We start from the raw sequence: 20,510 nt of genomic DNA, 5'->3' as shown, positions 1-20,510 counted from the left end.
CCTCTGCATTACAGAGGCTTTTCTATTTATTTTATGTCGCTATCAGACTAAAACAGTCCGTTTACTTCGGCATTTATCCTGTTTATTATTTCGCCAAGATCTTCGGGGTTGTCTACAAAATTATTTTTGTCAACATCTATAATCAGTAATTTTCCCTTATCGTAGCCCTGAATCCATGCTTCATAACGTTCGTTAAGGCGGCTCAGGTAATCTATCGAGATACTGTTCTCATAATCCCGCCCGCGTTTATGTATCTGCTTTACCAGGTTAGGGATAGAGCTGCGAAGGTATATGAGCAGGTCTGGTGGGCCTACAAAGCTTTCCATCATGTCAAAAAGTGCTTTGTAGTTATTGTAGTCACGGTTTGCCATAAGCCCCATGGCATGGAGGTTAGGTGCAAATATGTGAGAATCCTCATAAATAGTCCTGTCCTGAATAATGTTTTTTCCGCTTTCGCGAATCTGCATCACCTGGCTGAAACGGGTATTAAGAAAGTATACCTGCAGGTTAAACGACCAGCGTTCCATCTGGTGGTAAAAATCATCAAGATAGGGGTTGTCAACCACATCTTCATAGTGCGGTTCCCATTTAAAGTGTTTGGCCAATAATCCGGTAAGGGTAGTCTTTCCTGCACCTATATTTCCTGCTACAGCTATATGCATTATTTGGGTAAGGTTATTTTATATGTGTTGATTTCAGAGTCTGTAAAAATAGACAAAATTTGGGCTGTATAATGAAAACTTTGGAAGCTTTTTTCAACTATCGCGATAGGTGTTTGAGTTTGCTTTTCAAGGTTATAAAAGTAAAGCGCATTGTCTTTTTTAATGATAAGTTCTTTAGAGGATACTATCTGTACCTGGTCGTAGGCAGGTGCAATGCCCAGTGCGCTGACGTTTCCGAAAAGATTTACGGCAAAGCATTTGTTGGCTGCATCTATCCAGTAAAAATAATTATAATCGTTCTGGTAATATTTTATATTGTCTGTAAATGGTGGTGTTATGGTCTTAAAGCTGTACTGGCCAAGGTCAAACAGGCCAAGCTGCTGGGTGTTGATGTCATACAGCCACAAGCGGTTTTGAGAGGCCAGCCCGGCAGCTTCGATAACAAGCGATTCAGGCAGATTGGAAAAATTAATACGTTTGGTTTCATTAAGCTGGTTGTCCAGCAAAACCACGGTGTTGAATTTTCGGTAAAACAGTACAAGCTGTAACGGATTTTGTATATCTACTTTATAAATCTCCCCAAGCGAAAGCGTACGATACTTTAGTTTTAGCCCGTCTTTCTCTTTTTTGAATTCGTTGTCAGCAATTGTGTATGTCCAACCAAAATTATCGGTGCCCAAATAACGCTGCGGAGCATTTTTTGAGTTGGACAGCAGCTTTACAGGAATTTCCAGGTCCTGTGCAGAAGCCAGCCCGAAGTATGATACTAATAAAAGGACAACCAGTTTTTTCATCTGCGGAAAATTACAAAAAATAAATGCTTCAGGATAATGCGCCTCTTTATTTCTATGATAAATGCGCTTAACATTATTTAACACTAAATAAAAGTACGTAACAGCCTGCCATGGTGTGATAATCTAATTTAGCATAAGATAATAATAACTAAAACTCCAATCATGAAAACGAAACTTATTACATTGTCAGTATGTCTCCTGACGCTATTTTGTGTGCAGGCGCAGGAATTTAAGGGAATAGCTACATACGAATCTAAAATGACATTACCCGAGTCTAAAGACAAGGAAGATATGCCAAAACTGGGCGATGAAATGGAGAAAATGCTGGAAGAAGCAATGAAAAATGCCCTGCAAAATACATATACCCTTACGTTTGATAAATCATCTTCAATTTTTGTAGAAGAGGAAAAATTAGAGGCTGCAAACCCTATGGTAAGTATAAAAATTGAAAGGGACGGAGAAGGTATATTGTACAAAAATGTCAAGGAAAATAAGCTCTTGGTAGAAACAATTTTTTACGATAAAGAATTTCTTATAAGCGACTCGCTAAGAAAATTTAAATGGAAACTTGAGCCTGAAACTAAGAAAATAGGCAGCTACACCTGCTACAAAGCGACAGCCGTTATAAAACCATCTAAACGGGATAAAGAAGATGAAAATATAAAACTAACCGGTGCAATAAATCGCGATACTAAAATAACAGCATGGTATGCGCCGGAAATTGCGGTGAGCCAGGGACCTGCTAATTTTTGGGGTCTGCCTGGGCTTATACTGGAAGCCAATGATGGAGTAAGCACTTACCTTTGCTCAAAGATAGTACTCAACCCTAAAGAGAAGACAGAAATTAAAATACCTAAAAAAGGTAAAAAAATAACTGCTTCCGAATTTGAAAAACTGGCCCTTAGAAAAGCTAAGGAGTTTGAAGATGCCAATGGCGGAAGCAATGTGCAGACCATAATGATAGGTGGGTAACGGATCATCATTAAAAATTAATGGATTTTCCGGTAACAAAATGGGCTGTTAATAGTCTTATTAAAAAGGACTAAATCTATACTCATGAAAAAAATACTTTTTATACTGACTGCTGTTTTATTTTCCGGACTTGCAGCTACTGCCCAGGATTTTCAGGGGATGGCTGTTTATGAATCTAAGACCAGCCTTGGCGATGATATGCCTAAGCTTGACAGCAAGGAGATTACCCCTGAGATGAAAAAAATGATAGAAAAGGGTATGAAGGCCATGTTTGAAAAGACTTTTGTACTGAATTTTGACAAAACGGCTTCTATATATGCTGAGGAGGAAAAGCTTGATGCCGGCGATGAAATGACCAAAGGTTTTAAAATGATGGGGTCTATGATGGGTGCGGGAGGCAAACAATATAAGAATATAAAAGACAAAACCATACTTCAGGAGAAGGAAATTTTTGGCAAGGAGTTTTTGATCAGTGATACCATAACGCAGATAAAATGGAAAATGGAAAGCGATACAAAAAAAATTGGTGCTTATACTTGTTACAAGGCTACAGCATCTGTACCTGTTGATAAATCAAATCTTATGAACTTCCGTCCTAAAAAAGGTGCTGAGGAGGAAATGAATAAAAAAACAGAAGACGAGAAGAAATCTACCAATTTTATGGATATGATAGAAGCTCCTAAAAATAAGATTATCACAGCGTGGTATACGCCTGAGATTCCTGTAAGCCAGGGGCCGGAGGAATATTACGGCCTGCCGGGACTTATACTTGAGGTTAGCGATGGCAAAACAATGCTGCTTTGCTCTAAAGTGGTTATTAACCCTAAAGAAAAAGCAGAAATTAAACCTCTTAAAAAAGGTGAAAAAGTTACCAAGGCACAATACTCTGAAATCATGATAAAAAAGATGCAGGAAATGCAGGAGATGTATGGCGGCGGTAAAGGTGGCTCTACAAGAATAAGGATAGGAGGATAATAATCGAACTTACTGTGTTTTCTGAATAATAGTATAGAAAGCCGGCATTTGGCTAAATGGCTGATGCCGGCTTTTGTATTGCATCTGCTTAGGCAGAAAATTAACTACACAAAAATCAATCAATACCACAAATGAAAAAATTACTTGCTGCAATTGTACTGCTGCTGTCTGCCGCAACATTTGCACAAACCGTACGTGTTCAGGGTACGCTTAAGGACTCAACCGGTATAGCTCTTGAGATGGCAAATGTAATGGCGGTAAACAAAGCGACCAATGCCTTGGATTCTTACGCTATTACCGATGACGCAGGACGCTATCAATTGGTTTTGGGTATCAATGGTACTTACATCATCAAGGCAAGTTACATTGGGTTTACGCCTTATGAGGTGACAATCATTACCGGAACTGAGAACATTGTGAAAAACATAGTGTTAAAGGAAGGTATAGAAATGAAAGAACTGGAAATAGTTCATGAAATGCCGGTAACCATTAAAGGAGATACTATTGTTTACAATTCGGATTCGTTTACTAACGGAACGGAACGCAAGCTGGGTGATGTGCTTAAAAAGCTTCCTGGGGTTATTGTAGATAAAGACGGCGGTGTTACCGTAGAAGGAAAATCGGTGTCCAAGCTTATGGTCGAGGGGAAAGATTTTTTTGACGGTGATACTAAACTCGGTGTGCAAAATATACCCGCCGATGCAGTAAGTAAAGTAGAAGTGCTTAGGAACTACAGCGAAGTAAGCCAACTGAGTGGTGTAGAAAATAACCAGGATAATGTTGCAATGAACATTAAACTTAAAGACGGTAAAAAGAACTTTTGGTTTGGAGATATGAGTGCCGGCGCGAGCATTGGCGAGGGTGAGCGATATATTGTAAACCCAAAGCTGTTTTACTACAACCCTAAATTCAGTTTTAATTTTATAGGAAACATAAATAACACCGGCGAACTGCCGCTTACAATGCAGGATTATTTCAAATTCAGTGGTGGTTTTAAAAGCCTTATGAAAAAAGGAGGAACAAACTTTAGCGTCGGCTCTAATGATCTTGGCGTTTCGTTGATGAGGAATGACAGGGCAAAATCCATTGAAACAAGATTTGGCGCAGCAAACTTTAGCTACAATCCTACAGCAGCGTGGTCACTGAGTGGTTTCCTTATTGGAAATTCTAATACCACCGAAATGGAAACCAAAAACAGGAACGTACTTCTTGATCCTGTAACGGGCAATCCGCAGACTATTCAGGATACCGAAGAAAACCTTGAGCAAAAGACTGATTTCGGGCTTCTTAAATTAAGTTCAAGCTATAAGCCAAACAAAAACTTCCAGTTTGATTATGATTTGTTTACGAAGCTCTCCAAACAAGAGGAGGCAAGCGGATTGCTCTCTACAGTTACACCGCAAACAGAGCAGAGCCAGAGCGTGTTTACTAATAAAGACCAAAAGCCATTTTCATTCAACCAGAATATAAATGCCTACTATACGCTTAACAGCAAGAATATTTTTGCTTTTGAAATGCAGCATTTGTATCAGGACGAAGATCCGTTGTATAATGCAAATCTGGGCAATAATCCGTTTCCGTCAGGAGCGGGTGGATTGCTTACAGGCTTAGAACTGCAGCCTGCAGGCCGATACGATATATCGCAAAAGCGTTTTATTAAAACCAATAAGCTGGATGCCAAGCTGGATTATTATTATACGCTAACGCCAAAAAGCAATATAAATGTAACGCTGGGTAATACGTATGCCTACCAAAATTTCAATTCGTCTATCTTTCAATTGTTAGATGACAGCTCTGTAAATAATCTTGGCGGCGATACCACTAACGATGTGAGTTATGTGTTTAACGACGCTTTTATTGCATTGCACTACCGGTTCTTACTGGGTAAATTTGAATTTAATCCCGGGGTTAGTATGCACAGCTACACTAATTATAACAGCCAGTTGGGCAGCAGGGTAAATAACAATTTTATGAGAGTGCTGCCGGATATGTATGCACAGTTCAATATCAAGAAATCAGAAAAGCTTACTTATAATTACTCCATGACGACCAGCTTTACTGATGTAGCCGATTTTGCACGCGGACTTGTACTTAATAGTTACCAGTCACTTTTTCAGGGAAACAGAAATTTACAGAACGGGTTGCAGCAAAACCATTCGCTGACATATTTTAAATACAATATGTTCAACTTTACGCAGATATACGGCACAGTAAACTATAGCCGAACCATGGATGCCATGAAGAGCCTTTCTGCATTTAACGGTATAAACCAGATAAGCACGATGGCAAATTCGCCTTATGCTGACGAATCGCTTACGGCATTTGCAGGTTATAACAGGAGTTTTGCACGTTTTTACAAGGCATCTGTAAATGCAAGGGTATCGTGGAGCAGGTATAATAACTTTAGGGCAAATGCTATTGGCGAAGATGCAACGATAGAAAATTCTATAAGGCAGATAAGTGAGCAGGTATCACAAAGTTATACGGCAAGCCTTGGTACAAACTTTAAGACACTGCCTAACCTTGAGTTGGGCTATTCGTATACGCTTAATGATTACACAAGCAGTAAGTTTTATAACCACAGCCCATTTGCAAAGTTGGATTATTACTTTTTTGATGCATTTACGGTTACTGCAAATTATGAATATACCCATTATTACAACGATACAAGGACATCAGATAACGAGTATGACTTTTTAAGTGCCGATGTGATGTATCGCGCAAAAGACAGTCACTGGGAGTTTAAAGTGGGCGGAACAAACCTGCTTAACACTACCTCTTTAAATAGTGACAGTTTTAATCAGTTGTCTACTTATACTTCGCGATACAGGGTACAGCCAAGATATTTGCTCTTAACCGTGAAATACAATTTATAGGTATTATCTTATTTTTAAAAAGCTGTCAGTCGACAGCTTTTTTTTGCTTTTAGTCTATTATGTGGAGAAATATAGCTTACTGAACTTTGTAATATTTATTTTTGCCGAAATTGTAAAATCAATGTAATGTATTGATTTTGAGTTAAAGTAGTTCATGGAGAGGCTTATAAAAAGTGTACCGGTAATTGTTATTGTAAGCCTGCTTGGATTCTTTTTCCAGAGTGGCGATGCTGAGTTTTCGCATGCCGAATCCTCAATACTCTGCGGTATGGTCGTTTTTATGTTTACCTCGCTAATGTATATTTTTATGCTGCGCCATAACAAGAAAATCATGCGTCCGGGCATCTACTTTGTATTTATGGTTGCTGCTGCGGTAGTTACCTACATAGTACTTTATGCAAGCCTCGAATATTTTTTACCTGACGCATTATCTAACTTGTATTTATAAACATATTTTATATAATAGGTTTCGGTATAGATTAAGACTATCTTTATAGCTAAATTATACATCATGGTAACAGACTTACAGTCTAAAAAAGCGAGTTTCAACACACTTGCGTTCCAAATAAGGGTTGACAATCTTGAATATTTTAGAGGTAAAACACTTTCAAAAGTATTTTCTATAACAACTTCAGAAGGTAAATCAGAACTTGTTTTTTCTAAAGTTGAAATTCCTATGGAGATCAAAGGGAAATTAAAAGAAGCATTTACAACCATCTTCGGATAGTAAACGGCATACAATAAAAAATGCCCCCGCTACTACAGCGGGGGCATTTTTGTATAAAGTATTTTAGGAATTAAATTCCGAATGCAGCTTTAACTTTATCTGTATAGTCAAGTTTTTCCCATGTAAACAATTCTACCGTTACCACTTTTTCTTCCCCGTTTGGAGATTTAAAAGTTTTAGTAACTGTTTCCGGCTTGCGGCCCATGTGCCCGTAAGCAGCAGTTTCACTGTAAATAGGATTTCTAAGCTTAAGGCGCTGCTCAATAAAGTAAGGGCGCATGTCAAATAATTCCTCTACTTTTTTAGCGATATCGCCATCTGTTATATTTAGTTTAGATGTGCCATATGTGTTAACGTAAATGTTTGTTGGTTTAGCAACACCAATTGCATAAGATACCTGTACAAGGATCTCATCTGCAACACCTGCGGCAACAAGGTTTTTAGCAATGTGGCGTGTAGCATAAGCAGCACTACGGTCTACTTTACTTGGATCTTTTCCTGAAAATGCACCACCACCATGAGCACCTTTACCACCATAAGTATCTACAATGATCTTTCTGCCTGTAAGGCCTGTATCACCATGAGGTCCACCGATAACAAATTTACCTGTTGGGTTAATGTGGTACTGTATTTCCTCGTTAAAAAGATACGCATACTGAGGGTTATTTTTGATAATTCTTGGTATAAGAATTCCTTTGATGTCTTTATTGATTTTAGCAAGCATTGCAGGTTCATCGTCAAAGTCATCGTGTTGTGTAGAAACAACAATAGCGTCTATGCGTACAGGCTTATTGTTATCGTCATACTCTAATGTAACCTGGCTTTTAGCATCCGGGCGAAGATAAGTGATCTCACTGTTCTCGCGGCGAAGTGCAGCAAGCTCCTGAAGCAGCTTGTGCGAAAGGTTAAGTGCCAATGGCATATAATCTTCGGTTTCGTTTGTAGCGTAGCCAAACATCATGCCCTGGTCTCCGGCACCCTGCTCTTCTTTGCTGGCCCTGTCTACACCCTGGTTAATGTCCTGAGACTGCTCGTGGATGGCACTAAGCACACCACAAGAATTAGCTTCAAACATATATTCGCTCTTGGTGTAGCCTATTTTGCGTATAACCTCACGGGCGATGTGCTGTACATCAAGATATATTTTAGATTTTACTTCTCCTGCAAGTATAACCTGTCCTGTAGTTACAAGAGTTTCGCAGGCAACTTTAGACTCAGGGTCAAAAGCAAGAAAATTATCTATCAGTGCATCTGAAATCTGGTCAGCAATTTTATCAGGATGTCCTTCACTCACTGATTCTGACGTAAATAAGTAGGCCATAGTATTCTCTATAAGTTTAGTAGAGTAAAGAGATCGCTGTGCAGCTAAAAGGAGGGAAGTCCTGGTTTAGCTTTTTTTTAATGAGGTTGCAATCAGTCAAATCTTTCCTCTCAATTTTATGGGGCAAAGGTATAAAACCTTATCCGAATAAAAAAAGGGCTGTTGGATTTAATTATTGCGCCGGTTTTCAAAAAAGCTTAAATACGTAGTATTTAATATACTGCCTTCGAAAACGTTATCTGTTAAAATATGAAATTTTGTTTGGTCATGTCAAAAATAGTCTCGAAGTTTGCCTTATCAATATCTGAATAAAAATGAGATCAAATATTTGTCATACGTGTTATTTTATGTGGAACATTTCCGCAGGGGTAACTGTTGACTAATTTTTAATCTGAAAAATTATATACATTGAAGCCCCTGCAAACAGCAGGGGCTTTTTTTATTATCACAATTCAAAATTCAAAAATGACGGCATTAACATCAAATACTTATAATTTCTATCACATATGTTTTATATGCATGTGGTGTATTGTTTATTGGTGTTACCAGAAGAGAATGACATAAATCTTAGTTTTCAGTTCAAGTGTCAAGGTCCTTTTGGTTTTCCCATCCAAAAGGACCTTTTTTATTTAATCATCTTTCAATAACAATAAAATTTACAGCCATGAATGCAAATATCATCAATGTTTTAGGTTACTCCGGTAACAACAGCCAGTTTGTCGTAAAGACATTAAATGCCAATCTTCGCATAAGCGAAAACGCTAAATATCCGGAATTAGAAGGGCCAAACCCTTACGAATATATCCTTGCGGGTTTTGCAGGGTGCATTAATGCCCTGGGCCAGCTTGTGGCTGCAGAACAGGGAATTACATTAAAATCGTTACAGATAGAAATTACAGGAAACCTGAATGAGCCAAAGCCAAAAGGAAAGAGCAGGCCGGGTTTCCAAAATATAGAAATCACACTCAAGCCGGCGGCGTCTGCTTCGCTGGAAGCTTTACAAAACTGGCTTAAGGAGGTTCAGCGCAGAAGTCCAGTTTATGATAACCTGGTTAACAATACTCCTGTAGATGTTACCCTTTTTAAGGAGTATTCATATAATTAACCTGCTGAAAGTAAAATTGAATAACGTTTTGTTATAAGTTGTTTTTTGTTTGTTTGTTAAGAGTTACGGCCTTTAGATGGGCTAAAGGCCGTTTCTTTTTTAAAATCCCATTAATCTCATGACCCAAAGAATCAATATAGTGCTTTTCGGAATCGGTAAGACCGGGAGTGCCCTCATAAACAAAGCGGTAAAGAGCCGCAAAGACCTTGCTATAGACGAACAAATAGAGTTGAGGTTTCCTGTAATAACCAACTCTACCGTAGCTTTCTTTGAGAAAGAAGGCCCAAAATATTCATGGGAAGCCAACTTTATACAGTTTGGTGTGCCCTTTAAGCTGGAGGATGTCGTTGACTATGTACACGCCAATAACCTTGACAACCTTGTTGCTGTAGATGCTACAGGAAGTGCTGACTTTGCAGCACAATATGCAGGGCTCTTAAAAAGCGGTTTTAATGTACTGTCTATTAATGATACATTAGGAACACTTAAGGACAGCCATGAAAATGAGATACTGCGTACCGCGCTTAACCGCGGGCTCGAATATAATTTTATTAAGCTGCCTAAAGGCAATGATAAGGCGGCAGCTAATGAGCTTTTTGAAGCCATACTGGCTATTGCGCAAAAAAGAAAGGCTGTTGCATAAGGCAGCCCTATGTGAATTTTAGATTGGTTTGGTTTGTAAAAAGACAGGTTTCCAGAGCCTGTCTTTTTTGTTTTTATACAATCTTAAAAACAAAAACCTTCGCTTTGCTCGGCAGATAATCAATTCCTGCTAAAACACCATCAGCATTTTCATTGGGTAAGGGTTCTAAAACTTTATCAGCCGGCAGTTTTAAAATAGCTTTTGCGATGTTTGCAGCTGTTGTTATACCATTCTTGTTATCGTTAAACGCTTTCTTGTCGTGTTTAACGCCATTTACGTGCCATGTTATACGTGCCGATTTTGTATTTACGTGTTTTTGCCTGCCAATGTGAACCTGAAGTTCATTGCTTTCATTACTTGGTTTTTCAACCCTTTTCCAATAATCCAGTATCTTACTGTTTTGCCATTTTCCTTCTTCTTCGGGATTTTCTATTTCACTTTCATTTCCAATAACAATTATATGAAATTGATTTCTGTCTTCAGAACGCGATTCATTTAAAAGAGATTTAAATGTTTTCATGGTATAGGGATTGTCTAATTAATTATCAAGCATACGTTGTGCGTGCGCATTTGGTACAAGTGTACGAATTAAGTGCCACATCATCATCCTGATAAACAAAATTTGCAAACCACAACTTTATGTTGTAGCTTTGCACTGTTCTTTAACACATTGATATGTTATCACGAAAGGCAGAGGGAATAGACCCGTTGAAGCCTTAGCAACCCTTTATATGTAAAGAAGGTGCTAAATTCTACCAAGCGTACGTGCGGATAGATAACACAAGTAATATGGCGCTACTGCAATATTCCACTCCCAATTTTTAGATGACATACAATAATTTTAGGCGGGCAGCCAAATGCTTTTCGGGCTCATAACCCGGAGATCAAATATTTATTTGATTATAGTTCGCTGTTCGCGTAGGATTACTGTTATAGGGCTAAATAATTTTAACCTAGTATATGTCAGGAATTCAACAAGCCATAAAAGAAAGGATACTCGTGCTCGACGGAGCCATGGGTACAATGCTGCAGCGCTATAATTTTTCTGAAGAAGATTTTCGCGGCGAACGTTTCAAAGATTTTCCGCATTCGCTTAAAGGCAATAACGACTTGCTGTCGCTTACCCAGCCAAAGGCTATTCGCGACGTGCATTACCAATATTTTGCGGCAGGTGCCGATATCGTAGAAACCAATACCTTCTCAGGTACCACCATTGGCATGGCCGATTATCACATGGAGCATTTGGTGTACGAACTCAATTATGAGTCGGCTCGCATTGCCCGTGAAGTTGCCGATGAATTTACCGCAAAAGAACCACACAAACCACGTTTCGTAGCCGGATCTATAGGTCCTACAAACCGTACAGCCAGTATGAGCCCCGATGTTAACGACCCGGGATACCGTGCCGTGACTTTTGATGACTTGCTTATTGCTTATAAAGAACAGGTAAAAGCATTGATTGCCGGCGGCTGTGACTTACTGTTGGTTGAAACCATTTTTGATACGCTTAATGCTAAAGCCGCCCTCTTTGCCATTGAAGAATTGAAGGACGAATTAGGCCTTGATATCCCTGTAATGGTAAGCGGTACGATAACCGATGCTTCGGGGCGCACGCTTTCCGGGCAAACGGTTGAGGCATTCCTAATCTCTATATCACATTTGCCGTTGTTAAGCGTAGGCTTTAACTGTGCATTGGGTGCAGATCAGTTAAAACCGTACCTGAAAAGACTGGCGCATAATACATCCTTCAGTATTTCGGCACACCCTAATGCCGGTTTGCCAAATGCCTTTGGGCAGTATGACCAGACGGCAGAAGAAATGCAGGTGCTTATTAAAGAATACCTTGATGATAACCTGATCAATATTATCGGTGGATGCTGCGGAACAACTCCGGAGCATATCCGATTAATTGCGGAAGTTTCCGCTCAATACGAACCCCGAAAAAGTGAGATTGCCGTATAAATGAAAGTGACTGAAAGATATCTCAAACTATCCGGTCTTGAACCGCTGATCGTTACACCAGAAAGTAATTTTGTAAATATAGGCGAACGTACTAATGTTACGGGTTCGCGAAAATTCCTCCGTCTTATTAAAGAAGAAAAGTATGAGGAAGCGCTGGACGTTGCCCGTGCCCAGGTAGATGGAGGTGCCCAGATCATCGATATAAATATGGACGAAGGGATGCTGGATGGCGTGCACGCCATGACTGTATTTCTTAACCTTATAGCATCCGAGCCTGATATTGCCCGTGTGCCTGTAATGATTGACAGCTCTAAATGGGAAATCATTGAAGCCGGACTTAAAGTTACGCAGGGTAAAAGTATTGTAAACTCTATAAGCCTTAAAGAAGGGGAGGAGAATTTTGTAAAATATGCTAAAAAAGTAAAACGTTATGGCGCTGCCGTAATTGTTATGGCTTTTGATGAGGTAGGGCAAGCAGATACTTATGAAAGACGTATAGAAATATGTAAACGTTCTTATGATATACTGGTTGATAAAGTAGGTTTTCCACCCGAAGACATAATTTTTGACCCTAATATATTTCCTGTAGCAACAGGTATGGAAGAGCATCGCAAAAATGCGCTCGACTTTTTCCTTGCCACAAAATGGATACGTACCAACCTGCCGCATGCCCACGTGAGTGGTGGCGTAAGTAATGTGTCTTTCTCTTTTCGTGGAAACGATAAAGTAAGGGAAGCCATGCACTCGGCGTTTTTATACCACGCTATCCAGCATGGTATGGATATGGGTATCGTAAACCCGGAAATGCTGGAGATTTATGACGAAATCCCTAAAGACCTCTTAGAACATGTTGAAGATGTACTTTTAGATCGTCGTGACGATGCTACAGAACGTCTATTGGACTTTGCAGAAAACGTGAAAGGCGACGTAAAAGCTATTGAAAAACAAGCTCAGGAATGGCGATCGTACCCTATACAGGAAAGGCTGACGCATGCTCTTGTAAAAGGGCTTGATGAATTTATTGAGCAGGATATTGAAGAAGCACGATTACAGGCTACTAAACCTATCGAGGTTATTGAAATTAACCTGATGACGGGTATGAATGTAGTGGGTGACCTGTTCGGCAGCGGAAAAATGTTCCTGCCACAAGTGGTAAAATCGGCCCGTGTAATGAAAAAAGCCGTGGCTTACCTATTGCCTTTTATAGAAGAGGGTAAGGGTAAAGGCTCATCTGCCGGAAAAGTATTAATGGCAACCGTAAAAGGTGATGTACACGATATTGGTAAAAACATTGTTGCAGTAGTTTTAGGCTGTAATAATTTTGAGATCATAGATCTTGGTGTTATGGTGCCTCCCGAAAGGATTATAGAGGTTGCCGTAAAAGAGCAGGTAGATATTATTGGCCTTAGCGGACTGATAACGCCATCACTTGATGAGATGGTGTACCTGGCAAAAGAAATGGATAAGCTAAATATCAGTATTCCTATTATGATAGGCGGGGCGACCACTTCGCGTGCGCATACCGCTGTAAAGATTGCTCCTGAATACAGGGAAACCGTTGTGCATGTAAACGATGCATCGCGTGCAGTTACTGTGGCAGGTAACCTGTTGAATACAAATACGAAAACAGAATACTCTAAAAACCTCAGGGAAGAGTATGACAAGCTTCGCGAAGGCTACCTTAACCGTTCGCGCGATAAGGATTTCCTGAGTATTGAAGATGCCCGTAGAAATAAATTAAAACTGGAATGGGATAGCTTTACGCCAGTGACCCCAAAATTTACCGGAATAGCAACCATAGAACCGAACCCATCTGAACTGGTCGATTTTATCGACTGGACCCCATTTTTCCAAACATGGGACCTGCATGGCAAGTTTCCGGCAATATTGGAAGATGAGGTTGTAGGAGAGCAGGCAAAAATTTTATTTGCCGATGCCAAAGCGATGCTGAAACAGATGCTTGAAGAAAACTGGCTTGAAGCCAAAGGTATATATGGTATTTTCCCTGCGCAGCAGGTAAATGATGACGACATTCAGCTGTATGACGAAAACGGTAAGCCAAATGTAAAATTCCTTACCCTTAGGCAGCAATCACAAAAAACAAAGGGTGCCCCTAATATTGCGCTTTCTGATTTTATCGCGCCAAAAGATACAGGTAAGACCGATTATATGGGCGCGTTCTGTGTAACCACAGGATTTGGTGTAGACGAAAAGGCAGCTGAGTTTGAAGCCGACCATGACGATTATAATTCGATAATGGTTAAGGCGCTGGCTGACCGTCTGGCTGAAGCATTCGCCGAATTCCTACACTTAAAAGTGCGTACGGAGATTTGGGGCTATGCATCTGATGAGGGCTTAAGCAATGACGAACTGATAAAGGAAAAGTATGAAGGTATACGCCCGGCTCCGGGATATCCTGCATGCCCGGACCACTTAGAGAAGAAAACCATCTGGCAATTGCTGGATGTAGATAATAAAATTGGCGTATCGCTTACAGAAAGTTTAGCGATGTGGCCGGCATCATCGGTATCGGGATATTATTTTGCCAATCCGCAGAGTAAGTATTTCGGACTTGGAAAAATTAAAGAAGACCAGGTTATAGATTATGCCAAACGAAGAAGTATAAGTACAGACGAAGCCACAAAATGGCTTAACCCGAATATCGCGGATTAGTTGTCGGTTGCTTGTTGCTTGTTGTCAGATAAAAGGCTTTAATAGTTTGAATTAATATAAAAAATGGATTATACAAAACTGGATGTTTGGTTAGAATCGAGAAAGTTGACCAATCTATTATATAATATATCTAAAGGATTTCAAAAAGAAGAAATGTATGGTTTAACAAACCAGATGCGAAGATGTGCAGTTTCAATTCCCTCCAATATTGCCGAGGGATGCGGAAGGCAAACATCAAATGATACAATACATTTTCTGCATATATCAAGAGGCTCATTATATGAATTAGAAACGCAATGTTTTTTGGCATTAGATCAAAATTATATTGATGAAACACAATCCAATAATATTTTTGAATTAATCCAGACTTGTAAAAGATTGTTGAATGGATTTATTAATTATTACAAAAAAGTTATAGAATGTACGAGAACAAATCCGACAACTGTCAACTGTCAACCATCAACTAATTAAAAATGAAAGTAACAGAACACATAGAGAATGCCAACGGCAAAACACTTTTTTCTTTTGAGATACTGCCTCCGCTAAAAGGGCAGAACATACAATCTATTTTTGACAGTATTGATCCGTTAATGGAGTTCAATCCGCCGTTTATAGATGTAACCTATCACAGGGAGGAGTACGAATATAAAGAATTGCCAAGCGGCCTTTTAGAGAAGAAAGTGGTTAAGAAACGCCCGGGTACTGTGGGTATCTGCTCAGCGATACAGAATAAATATCAGGTAGATGCTATTCCGCATATCCTTTGCGGCGGGTTTACTAAAGAGGATACTGAGAACTTCCTGATTGACCTCGACTTTTTGGGTATTCAGAATGTGGTTGCCTTAAGGGGCGATGCTGTAAAAAGTGAAATCTACTTCAAACCAGAAAAAGAAGGCAACCATTATGCAACCGAACTGGTTACGCAGATAGCAGACCTAAATAAAGGGATTTACCTGGATGCTGATCTTCAGAATACATCGGCTACAAACTTTTGTATTGGTGTGGCAGGCTATCCTGAAAAACACATGGAAGCGCCGAGCCTTGACAGCGACATTTATTTCCTTAAACAAAAGATAAGGAACGGGGCAACATACATTGTGACCCAGATGTTTTTTGACAATAAGAAATTCTTTGAATTTGTGGCAAAATGCCGTAAAGAGGGTATTACCGTACCAATCATTCCGGGATTAAAGCCGATATCGACTAAGAAACAGCTGAACCAGATTCCGCATCGCTTTAAGGTAGATTTACCGGATGACCTTATCATGTCGGTAGTGAAAGCAAAAGATAATGATGCTGTAAGGCAGGTGGGGATAGAATGGTGTACGGAACAGAGTAAGGAACTGGTAAAAGCAGGAATTCCTGTTTTGCATTACTACTCAATGGGCAAGCCTGATAACGTAAAGGCAATTGCTAAAGAAGTATTTTAACCGAGAGATTTTTTTGATTTGTTATAATTAGGTTCGAAGCCCCGCATTTGCGGGGCTTCTTTTATATTGAATGTGATTAATCACATTCTTCATTTTCGTTGGGAGGTGTAGTTGCAGGAGTGTTTTGCTCCTGCTCTTTCTCCTTATCTTTTTCCATTTCTTCAACCCACCAGGGTAAGGGCGTTCCGCACATGATTATAATTTTCTTTTATTAGGATTTTTTCGATGTGAGAAGAAAGATAAAATTTCTACAACCTCATCATTCAGGCGGTAATATAAGGTATTATGTTGCGCTACGATAGCTCTTCTAATACCGGTAGATTCTGACTTCTGAAAAATATATGGATTGGTCGATAATAAGTCTACTGTATTATTGAGTTTATTAGCGAAATTTTTCAAATCTCTCTTCGTCCAGTTTTCTTCAAGATATTCAATTGTATTGGATAATTCATTCATCGCATGATCTGTCCATAAAATTTTATAACCATTTGCCATAAATATCCCTGGCTTTTGAATGAGTATTTAATTTACCTGCATTAGCATCTGCAATCCCTTTTTCTATAGAAGCTTTTTCTGTATCGGAAATTGAATCCCACCAGTCTCTACTTTCTGTTTTTCTAAGATCAACTATTTTTTGTATAATAGATACGTCCTCAAGGGTTGACAACCATTGAATCAATTCTATTTTTTGATTTTGTATTTCTAGTTCGGCATTCATAATCGAAAACTTTTCTAATCAAATTTACTTAATCGAAACGGAATAATTAAAAGGTGATAAGTTAAAACTACTTCTTCTTCGTCATTTCCCTGAATACCGTTTCAAGGTTTTTGCTCTTAAGTGTAATTTGAAGTGTTCTCAGGCTGTTGGCCTGTGCAAAGTCAAATACCGCCGGGCGTGCATCTTTGTCTGAAGCAAAAGTAAGTTCCCACGTATTGCCTTTGGTGTTTTTAGCAGCGGTAAGGTCGGTTAGGCTCTGGATAAGCGCCTCTTCAACCGGTTTGTCAAATTCTACTTCTATAACCTGTGCTTCTTTGTTGTCTTTTACAAGGTTTTTCAGTTTCTTATCGGTAACAATCTTTCCGTTATTGATGATGATAACCCTGTCGCAAATCGCTTCTACTTCCTGCATGATATGTGTAGATAGAAAAACAGTCTTGTCTTTACCTATGTTTTTAATAAGTTCGCGAATCTCAACCAGCTGGTTAGGGTCAAGCCCCGTTGTAGGCTCATCCAGGATAAGTACTTCCGGATCGTGAAGTAAAGCTGCCGCAAGGCCTACACGCTGACGGTATCCTTTAGACAGTTCGCCTATTTTCTTGTGGGCTTCGGGTGTTAATCCCGTAAGGTTTATCATGGCTTCAATGCGCGATCTGTCTACTTTATAAACATCGGCATTAAAAGCAAGGTACTCACGTACATAAAGGTCAAGATATAAAGGATTGTGTTCAGGAAGGTAACCCACTGATTTTTGAACCGCTTTTTGCTGTGTTGCTACATCGTTACCATTTACAAGCGCGGTGCCTTCGTCAGCATTAAGGTAAGTGGTAAGTATTTTCATAAGAGTAGATTTTCCGGCACCGTTTGGCCCCAGGAAACCAACAATCTCTCCCTTGTTTACAGAAAATGAAACAGCATCCAGCGCTTTTTGTTCGCCGTAGCTTTTAGAAATATCCTTTACCTCGATTGACATACCCTTTGATTTTGAAACAAAAGTAGTAAGAAAACATTAATTTTGTAGTAGAATTAGAAAAATGGAAAATAATAGCGAAATGAGAACATGGCTTGACGAATTTAAACAGTCTAAGCCCTTAATTATAGCAGGTCCCTGTAGTGCAGAAACCGAAGAACAGGTAATGGATATTGCCCGTCAGCTTAAAGACTCCGGAGTGAGTATTTACCGTGCAGGCATCTGGAAACCAAGAACACGTCCTGGAGGATTTGAAGGTGTTGGGGCTATTGGCCTGAAATGGCTTCAGGCAGCAAAAGCAGAAACCGGATTGCCAATGGCAATTGAAGTTGCAAATGCCACACACGTAAAGCTGGCATTAGAACATGATATTGATGTGTTATGGATAGGGGCACGTACAACTGTAAACCCTTTTGCTGTACAGGAAATAGCAGATGCGTTAAAAGATACCAGTAAGATACTACTTATAAAAAATCCCGTAAACCCTGATTTGAGCCTTTGGCTTGGCGGAGTAGAAAGGCTTTATAATGCGGGGATAAAAAATCTTGGTGTAATACACAGGGGCTTCTCTACTTATGAAAAAACGAAATACCGAAACATACCGGAATGGCAGATAGCAATAGAACTTCATGAAAGGTTTCCGGATTTGCCCATAATTTGCGATCCATCCCATATCACCGGGCGCAGGGATATGATTCAGCAAGTAGCGCAACAGGCACTAAACCTTAATTATAACGGTCTTATGATTGAAACCCATAATGACCCTGACAAAGCATGGAGTGATGCTGCGCAACAGGTTACCCCAACCAGGCTTAAAGAAATAATTAACGGCTTGGTTGTGCGTAAAAAGACAGATGAAGATAGTGTTTTTAACGAAGAACTTGAAAAACTAAGACTTCGTATAGATGATTATGATTCTAAACTTATTCAGGTATTGGGACAAAGGATGCGCATTGCTGATGAAATCGGGCATCTTAAAAAAGACAATAACGTAGCTGTATTACAAACCCAGCGATGGAAACAAATACTGGAGCGTATGAAAGCTGAAGGGCTGCCGGAAAATTTAGGTGAAGACTTTATTCTTGATCTTTTCAGGGCTATACATCAGGAGAGTATAGCGCATCAGGAAAGGGTAATAGACAACTCATAGATAAATCCGCTTCATTACGAAGCGGATTTGTTTTTAAAATCTATAACATAGAAATCAATTAATTGGTGTTACATACCAAAAAGAGAATAGCTATCTTTGCGGCATGACAGGATTGGTTTATAAATCTACAGGAAGCTGGTATACTGTAAAATCAGAAAGCGGAACTTTTTACGAATGCCGTATAAAAGGTAAATTCCGCATCAAGGGAATCAAAAGTACAAACCCCGTTGCCGTAGGCGATGTGGTAGACTTTGATCTTGATGAAACCTCTGATGCTACAACAGGGCTTATCCATACTATCCACGAGCGTAAAAATTACATTATCCGTAAATCGGTAAATCTGTCTAAGCAGGTACATATAATCGCTTCAAACATAGATAAGCTGTTCCTGCTTGTTACCATAAATAATCCGCCCACTACTACAAGCTTTATAGACCGTTTTCTTGTAACTGCCGAAGCGTACGATATAGAAGCTATTTTAGTATTTAATAAGGTTGATACTTTTGACGATTCCATGCTGGATGAACAGTTGTATATGCAATATGTTTATAATAAAATAGGGTATAAATGTCTTAGGGTATCATCTTCAAGCTTAAAAGGTATAGATGAGCTTAAAGCGGAGATGAAGGATAATGTTAGTATGTTCTCGGGTCATTCGGGCGTAGGTAAATCTACACTTATCAATACGCTTCAGCCCGGACTTAACCTTAAGACAAAAGCAATATCAGAGCAGCACAGCCAGGGTCAGCACACTACTACTTTTGCAGAGATGTTTGAGCTTGATTTTGATGCTAAAATTATAGATACTCCCGGCATACGTGGTTTTGGTGTTGTAGATATGGCAAACGAGGAACTTGGCGATTACTTTCCTGAATTCTTTGCCCTCAAAGATCAATGTAAGTTTAACAACTGCCTGCATAAGGATGAGCCGCACTGTGCAGTAAAAGATGCGCTTGACAAAGATGAAATTTCATGGTCACGCTACCGAAGCTACCTGCAAATGCTGGAGGGCGACGAGGAACATTACCGTACAGATATATATGGAGACGGCAAAAATAACGACGCTGAATAATAATGAGAGCCGTAGTACAAAGAGTGAGTGAAGCTTCTGTAACTATAGAAGGTGTTGAGGTTGCCACTATACAGGCGGGACTTCTTATCCTTTTAGGTATTGAAGATGCCGACACTCAGGAGGATATCAATTGGCTTGTGCCAAAAATTGTAAAGCTCAGGATTTTTGGCGATGATGAAGGCCTTATGAACCGTTCTATAGAAGATATAGACGGCAATATCATTGTTGTAAGCCAGTTTACACTTTTTGCAGCTACAAAAAAAGGAAACCGTCCCTCATACATTCGGGCCGCCAGGCCGGAAAAAGCAATTCCACTTTATGAATTGTTTGTAAAACATCTTGAAAAAGAGTTAGGCAAACCTGTACAAACAGGGCAGTTTGGTGCAGATATGAAGGTCAGATTGTTAAATGACGGGCCGGTAACCATACTTATAGACACTAAAAGCAGAGAATAAGTTTT

21 protein-coding genes and 1 riboswitch are annotated in these 20,510 nt (G+C 39.5%); of the genes, 14 read left to right on the top strand and 7 right to left on the bottom strand.

What is annotated here, in order from left to right; translation table 11 throughout:
- Nucleotides 1-47 precede the first annotated feature (47 nt).
- The gene (locus R1T16_RS10770; RefSeq protein ID WP_317501110.1) at nucleotides 48-662 is read right to left on the bottom strand and encodes a deoxynucleoside kinase; all 615 of its coding nucleotides are present in this window, start codon (nucleotides 660-662) and stop codon (nucleotides 48-50) included.
- Nucleotides 662-1,456, bottom strand: coding sequence for a hypothetical protein (locus tag R1T16_RS10765; RefSeq protein WP_317501109.1), 795 nt, complete (start codon nucleotides 1,454-1,456; stop codon nucleotides 662-664). The genes R1T16_RS10770 and R1T16_RS10765 overlap by 1 nt, the downstream gene beginning before the upstream one ends.
- A 162-nt stretch (nucleotides 1,457-1,618) precedes the next feature.
- On the opposite strand from R1T16_RS10765, the gene R1T16_RS10760 reads away from it, so the two are divergent.
- The 5 genes from R1T16_RS10760 (at nucleotide 1,619) to R1T16_RS10740 (ending at nucleotide 7,006) form a co-directional block, all read left to right on the top strand.
- Nucleotides 1,619-2,428, top strand: coding sequence for a GLPGLI family protein (locus tag R1T16_RS10760; RefSeq protein WP_317501108.1), 810 nt, complete (start codon nucleotides 1,619-1,621; stop codon nucleotides 2,426-2,428).
- 84 nt (nucleotides 2,429-2,512) lie between these two features.
- Entirely contained in the window at nucleotides 2,513-3,403 is an 891-nt protein-coding gene (locus R1T16_RS10755) for a GLPGLI family protein (RefSeq protein WP_317501107.1), read from the top strand.
- Between the two features lie 131 nt (nucleotides 3,404-3,534).
- The gene (locus R1T16_RS10750) at nucleotides 3,535-6,279 is read left to right on the top strand and encodes a TonB-dependent receptor (protein ID WP_317501106.1); all 2,745 of its coding nucleotides are present in this window, start codon (nucleotides 3,535-3,537) and stop codon (nucleotides 6,277-6,279) included.
- 154 nt (nucleotides 6,280-6,433) lie between these two features.
- Nucleotides 6,434-6,727 (top strand): hypothetical protein, encoded by a 294-nt coding sequence (locus R1T16_RS10745; protein ID WP_317501105.1) that lies wholly within the window; start codon nucleotides 6,434-6,436, stop codon nucleotides 6,725-6,727.
- A gap of 63 nt (nucleotides 6,728-6,790) precedes the next feature.
- A complete protein-coding gene (locus R1T16_RS10740; RefSeq protein ID WP_317501104.1) occupies nucleotides 6,791-7,006 on the top strand; it encodes a hypothetical protein in 216 nt (71 codons plus the stop codon).
- A gap of 70 nt (nucleotides 7,007-7,076) precedes the next feature.
- Here the strand turns inward: R1T16_RS10740 and metK are convergent, their stop codons facing one another.
- Nucleotides 7,077-8,327 (bottom strand): methionine adenosyltransferase, encoded by a 1,251-nt coding sequence (gene metK, locus R1T16_RS10735; RefSeq protein ID WP_317501103.1) that lies wholly within the window; start codon nucleotides 8,325-8,327, stop codon nucleotides 7,077-7,079.
- A 664-nt stretch (nucleotides 8,328-8,991) separates the two neighbouring features.
- On the opposite strand from metK, the gene R1T16_RS10730 reads away from it, so the two are divergent.
- Nucleotides 8,992-9,432 (top strand): OsmC family protein, encoded by a 441-nt coding sequence (locus tag R1T16_RS10730; protein WP_317501102.1) that lies wholly within the window; start codon nucleotides 8,992-8,994, stop codon nucleotides 9,430-9,432.
- Nucleotides 9,433-9,550: 118 nt separating this feature from the next.
- Nucleotides 9,551-10,075 carry a hypothetical protein gene (locus R1T16_RS10725; RefSeq protein WP_317501101.1) on the top strand — a complete coding sequence of 175 codons (525 nt, stop codon included), beginning with the start codon at nucleotides 9,551-9,553 and terminating at the stop codon, nucleotides 10,073-10,075.
- A gap of 73 nt (nucleotides 10,076-10,148) precedes the next feature.
- Here the strand turns inward: R1T16_RS10725 and R1T16_RS10720 are convergent, their stop codons facing one another.
- Entirely contained in the window at nucleotides 10,149-10,595 is a 447-nt protein-coding gene (locus R1T16_RS10720) for a DUF6367 family protein (RefSeq protein ID WP_317501100.1), read from the bottom strand.
- A gap of 155 nt (nucleotides 10,596-10,750) precedes the next feature.
- Nucleotides 10,751-10,857, top strand: a riboswitch (SAM riboswitch).
- A 178-nt stretch (nucleotides 10,858-11,035) separates the two neighbouring features.
- Here R1T16_RS10720 and R1T16_RS10715 point away from each other — a divergent pair.
- The 4 genes from R1T16_RS10715 to metF all read left to right on the top strand — a co-directional run bounded on the left by R1T16_RS10715 (nucleotide 11,036) and on the right by metF (nucleotide 16,140).
- Nucleotides 11,036-12,037, top strand: coding sequence for a homocysteine S-methyltransferase family protein (locus R1T16_RS10715; RefSeq protein WP_317501099.1), 1,002 nt, complete (start codon nucleotides 11,036-11,038; stop codon nucleotides 12,035-12,037).
- Nucleotides 12,038-14,710, top strand: coding sequence for a methionine synthase (gene metH / locus R1T16_RS10710; protein ID WP_317501098.1), 2,673 nt, complete (start codon nucleotides 12,038-12,040; stop codon nucleotides 14,708-14,710).
- Nucleotides 14,711-14,773: 63 nt separating this feature from the next.
- Nucleotides 14,774-15,181 carry a four helix bundle protein gene (locus R1T16_RS10705; protein WP_317501097.1) on the top strand — a complete coding sequence of 136 codons (408 nt, stop codon included), beginning with the start codon at nucleotides 14,774-14,776 and terminating at the stop codon, nucleotides 15,179-15,181.
- A gap of 2 nt (nucleotides 15,182-15,183) precedes the next feature.
- A complete protein-coding gene (gene metF, locus R1T16_RS10700) occupies nucleotides 15,184-16,140 on the top strand; it encodes a methylenetetrahydrofolate reductase [NAD(P)H] (RefSeq protein ID WP_317501096.1) in 957 nt (318 codons plus the stop codon).
- A gap of 195 nt (nucleotides 16,141-16,335) precedes the next feature.
- On the opposite strand, the gene R1T16_RS10695 is transcribed toward metF, so the two are convergent.
- The 3 genes from R1T16_RS10695 to gldA all read right to left on the bottom strand — a co-directional run bounded on the left by R1T16_RS10695 (nucleotide 16,336) and on the right by gldA (nucleotide 17,831).
- Nucleotides 16,336-16,635 carry a type II toxin-antitoxin system RelE/ParE family toxin gene (locus R1T16_RS10695; RefSeq protein ID WP_317501095.1) on the bottom strand — a complete coding sequence of 100 codons (300 nt, stop codon included), beginning with the start codon at nucleotides 16,633-16,635 and terminating at the stop codon, nucleotides 16,336-16,338.
- Nucleotides 16,619-16,858 carry a hypothetical protein gene (locus R1T16_RS10690; RefSeq protein WP_317501094.1) on the bottom strand — a complete coding sequence of 80 codons (240 nt, stop codon included), beginning with the start codon at nucleotides 16,856-16,858 and terminating at the stop codon, nucleotides 16,619-16,621. Before R1T16_RS10690 ends, R1T16_RS10695 begins: the two co-directional genes overlap by 17 nt.
- A 67-nt stretch (nucleotides 16,859-16,925) precedes the next feature.
- Nucleotides 16,926-17,831 (bottom strand): gliding motility-associated ABC transporter ATP-binding subunit GldA, encoded by a 906-nt coding sequence (gene gldA / locus R1T16_RS10685; protein WP_317501093.1) that lies wholly within the window; start codon nucleotides 17,829-17,831, stop codon nucleotides 16,926-16,928.
- A 61-nt stretch (nucleotides 17,832-17,892) separates the two neighbouring features.
- Here gldA and R1T16_RS10680 point away from each other — a divergent pair, with 61 nt between their 5' ends.
- From R1T16_RS10680 to dtd, 3 genes are all read left to right on the top strand, one after another.
- The gene (locus R1T16_RS10680) at nucleotides 17,893-18,978 is read left to right on the top strand and encodes a bifunctional 3-deoxy-7-phosphoheptulonate synthase/chorismate mutase type II (protein WP_317501092.1); all 1,086 of its coding nucleotides are present in this window, start codon (nucleotides 17,893-17,895) and stop codon (nucleotides 18,976-18,978) included.
- Nucleotides 18,979-19,081: 103 nt separating this feature from the next.
- Nucleotides 19,082-20,050, top strand: a complete 969-nt coding sequence (gene rsgA / locus R1T16_RS10675) for a ribosome small subunit-dependent GTPase A (RefSeq protein ID WP_317501091.1) — start codon at nucleotides 19,082-19,084, stop codon at nucleotides 20,048-20,050.
- Between the two features lie 2 nt (nucleotides 20,051-20,052).
- Nucleotides 20,053-20,505: a D-aminoacyl-tRNA deacylase gene (gene dtd, locus R1T16_RS10670; protein WP_317501090.1), complete on the top strand. Its 453-nt coding sequence runs from the start codon at nucleotides 20,053-20,055 to the stop codon at nucleotides 20,503-20,505.
- The last annotated feature ends 5 nt before the right edge of the window (nucleotides 20,506-20,510 follow it).

The sequence above is a fragment of the Flavobacterium sp. DG1-102-2 genome, from assembly GCF_033042555.1.
GTDB lineage: Bacteria > Bacteroidota > Bacteroidia > Flavobacteriales > Flavobacteriaceae > Flavobacterium.
The sequence above is the reverse complement of the archived record's forward strand: the minus strand, read 5'-3'. Positions and strand labels throughout refer to the sequence as shown.

What these genes read in the sequence shown, in the direction of transcription:
- R1T16_RS10770 (WP_317501110.1), bottom strand. Translation starts at nt 662, where the DNA reads ATGCATATAGCTGTAGCAGGAAATATAGGTGCAGGAAAGACTACCCTT.
- R1T16_RS10765 (WP_317501109.1), bottom strand. Translation starts at nt 1,456, where the DNA reads ATGAAAAAACTGGTTGTCCTTTTATTAGTATCATACTTCGGGCTGGCT.
- R1T16_RS10760 (WP_317501108.1), top strand. Translation starts at nt 1,619, where the DNA reads ATGAAAACGAAACTTATTACATTGTCAGTATGTCTCCTGACGCTATTT.
- R1T16_RS10755 (WP_317501107.1), top strand. Translation starts at nt 2,513, where the DNA reads ATGAAAAAAATACTTTTTATACTGACTGCTGTTTTATTTTCCGGACTT.
- R1T16_RS10750 (WP_317501106.1), top strand. Translation starts at nt 3,535, where the DNA reads ATGAAAAAATTACTTGCTGCAATTGTACTGCTGCTGTCTGCCGCAACA.
- R1T16_RS10745 (WP_317501105.1), top strand. Translation starts at nt 6,434, where the DNA reads ATGGAGAGGCTTATAAAAAGTGTACCGGTAATTGTTATTGTAAGCCTG.
- R1T16_RS10740 (WP_317501104.1), top strand. Translation starts at nt 6,791, where the DNA reads ATGGTAACAGACTTACAGTCTAAAAAAGCGAGTTTCAACACACTTGCG.
- metK (WP_317501103.1), bottom strand. Translation starts at nt 8,327, where the DNA reads ATGGCCTACTTATTTACGTCAGAATCAGTGAGTGAAGGACATCCTGAT.
- R1T16_RS10730 (WP_317501102.1), top strand. Translation starts at nt 8,992, where the DNA reads ATGAATGCAAATATCATCAATGTTTTAGGTTACTCCGGTAACAACAGC.
- R1T16_RS10725 (WP_317501101.1), top strand. Translation starts at nt 9,551, where the DNA reads ATGACCCAAAGAATCAATATAGTGCTTTTCGGAATCGGTAAGACCGGG.
- R1T16_RS10720 (WP_317501100.1), bottom strand. Translation starts at nt 10,595, where the DNA reads ATGAAAACATTTAAATCTCTTTTAAATGAATCGCGTTCTGAAGACAGA.
- R1T16_RS10715 (WP_317501099.1), top strand. Translation starts at nt 11,036, where the DNA reads ATGTCAGGAATTCAACAAGCCATAAAAGAAAGGATACTCGTGCTCGAC.
- metH (WP_317501098.1), top strand. Translation starts at nt 12,038, where the DNA reads ATGAAAGTGACTGAAAGATATCTCAAACTATCCGGTCTTGAACCGCTG.
- R1T16_RS10705 (WP_317501097.1), top strand. Translation starts at nt 14,774, where the DNA reads ATGGATTATACAAAACTGGATGTTTGGTTAGAATCGAGAAAGTTGACC.
- metF (WP_317501096.1), top strand. Translation starts at nt 15,184, where the DNA reads ATGAAAGTAACAGAACACATAGAGAATGCCAACGGCAAAACACTTTTT.
- R1T16_RS10695 (WP_317501095.1), bottom strand. Translation starts at nt 16,635, where the DNA reads ATGGCAAATGGTTATAAAATTTTATGGACAGATCATGCGATGAATGAA.
- R1T16_RS10690 (WP_317501094.1), bottom strand. Translation starts at nt 16,858, where the DNA reads ATGAATGCCGAACTAGAAATACAAAATCAAAAAATAGAATTGATTCAA.
- gldA (WP_317501093.1), bottom strand. Translation starts at nt 17,831, where the DNA reads ATGTCAATCGAGGTAAAGGATATTTCTAAAAGCTACGGCGAACAAAAA.
- R1T16_RS10680 (WP_317501092.1), top strand. Translation starts at nt 17,893, where the DNA reads ATGGAAAATAATAGCGAAATGAGAACATGGCTTGACGAATTTAAACAG.
- rsgA (WP_317501091.1), top strand. Translation starts at nt 19,082, where the DNA reads ATGACAGGATTGGTTTATAAATCTACAGGAAGCTGGTATACTGTAAAA.
- dtd (WP_317501090.1), top strand. Translation starts at nt 20,053, where the DNA reads ATGAGAGCCGTAGTACAAAGAGTGAGTGAAGCTTCTGTAACTATAGAA.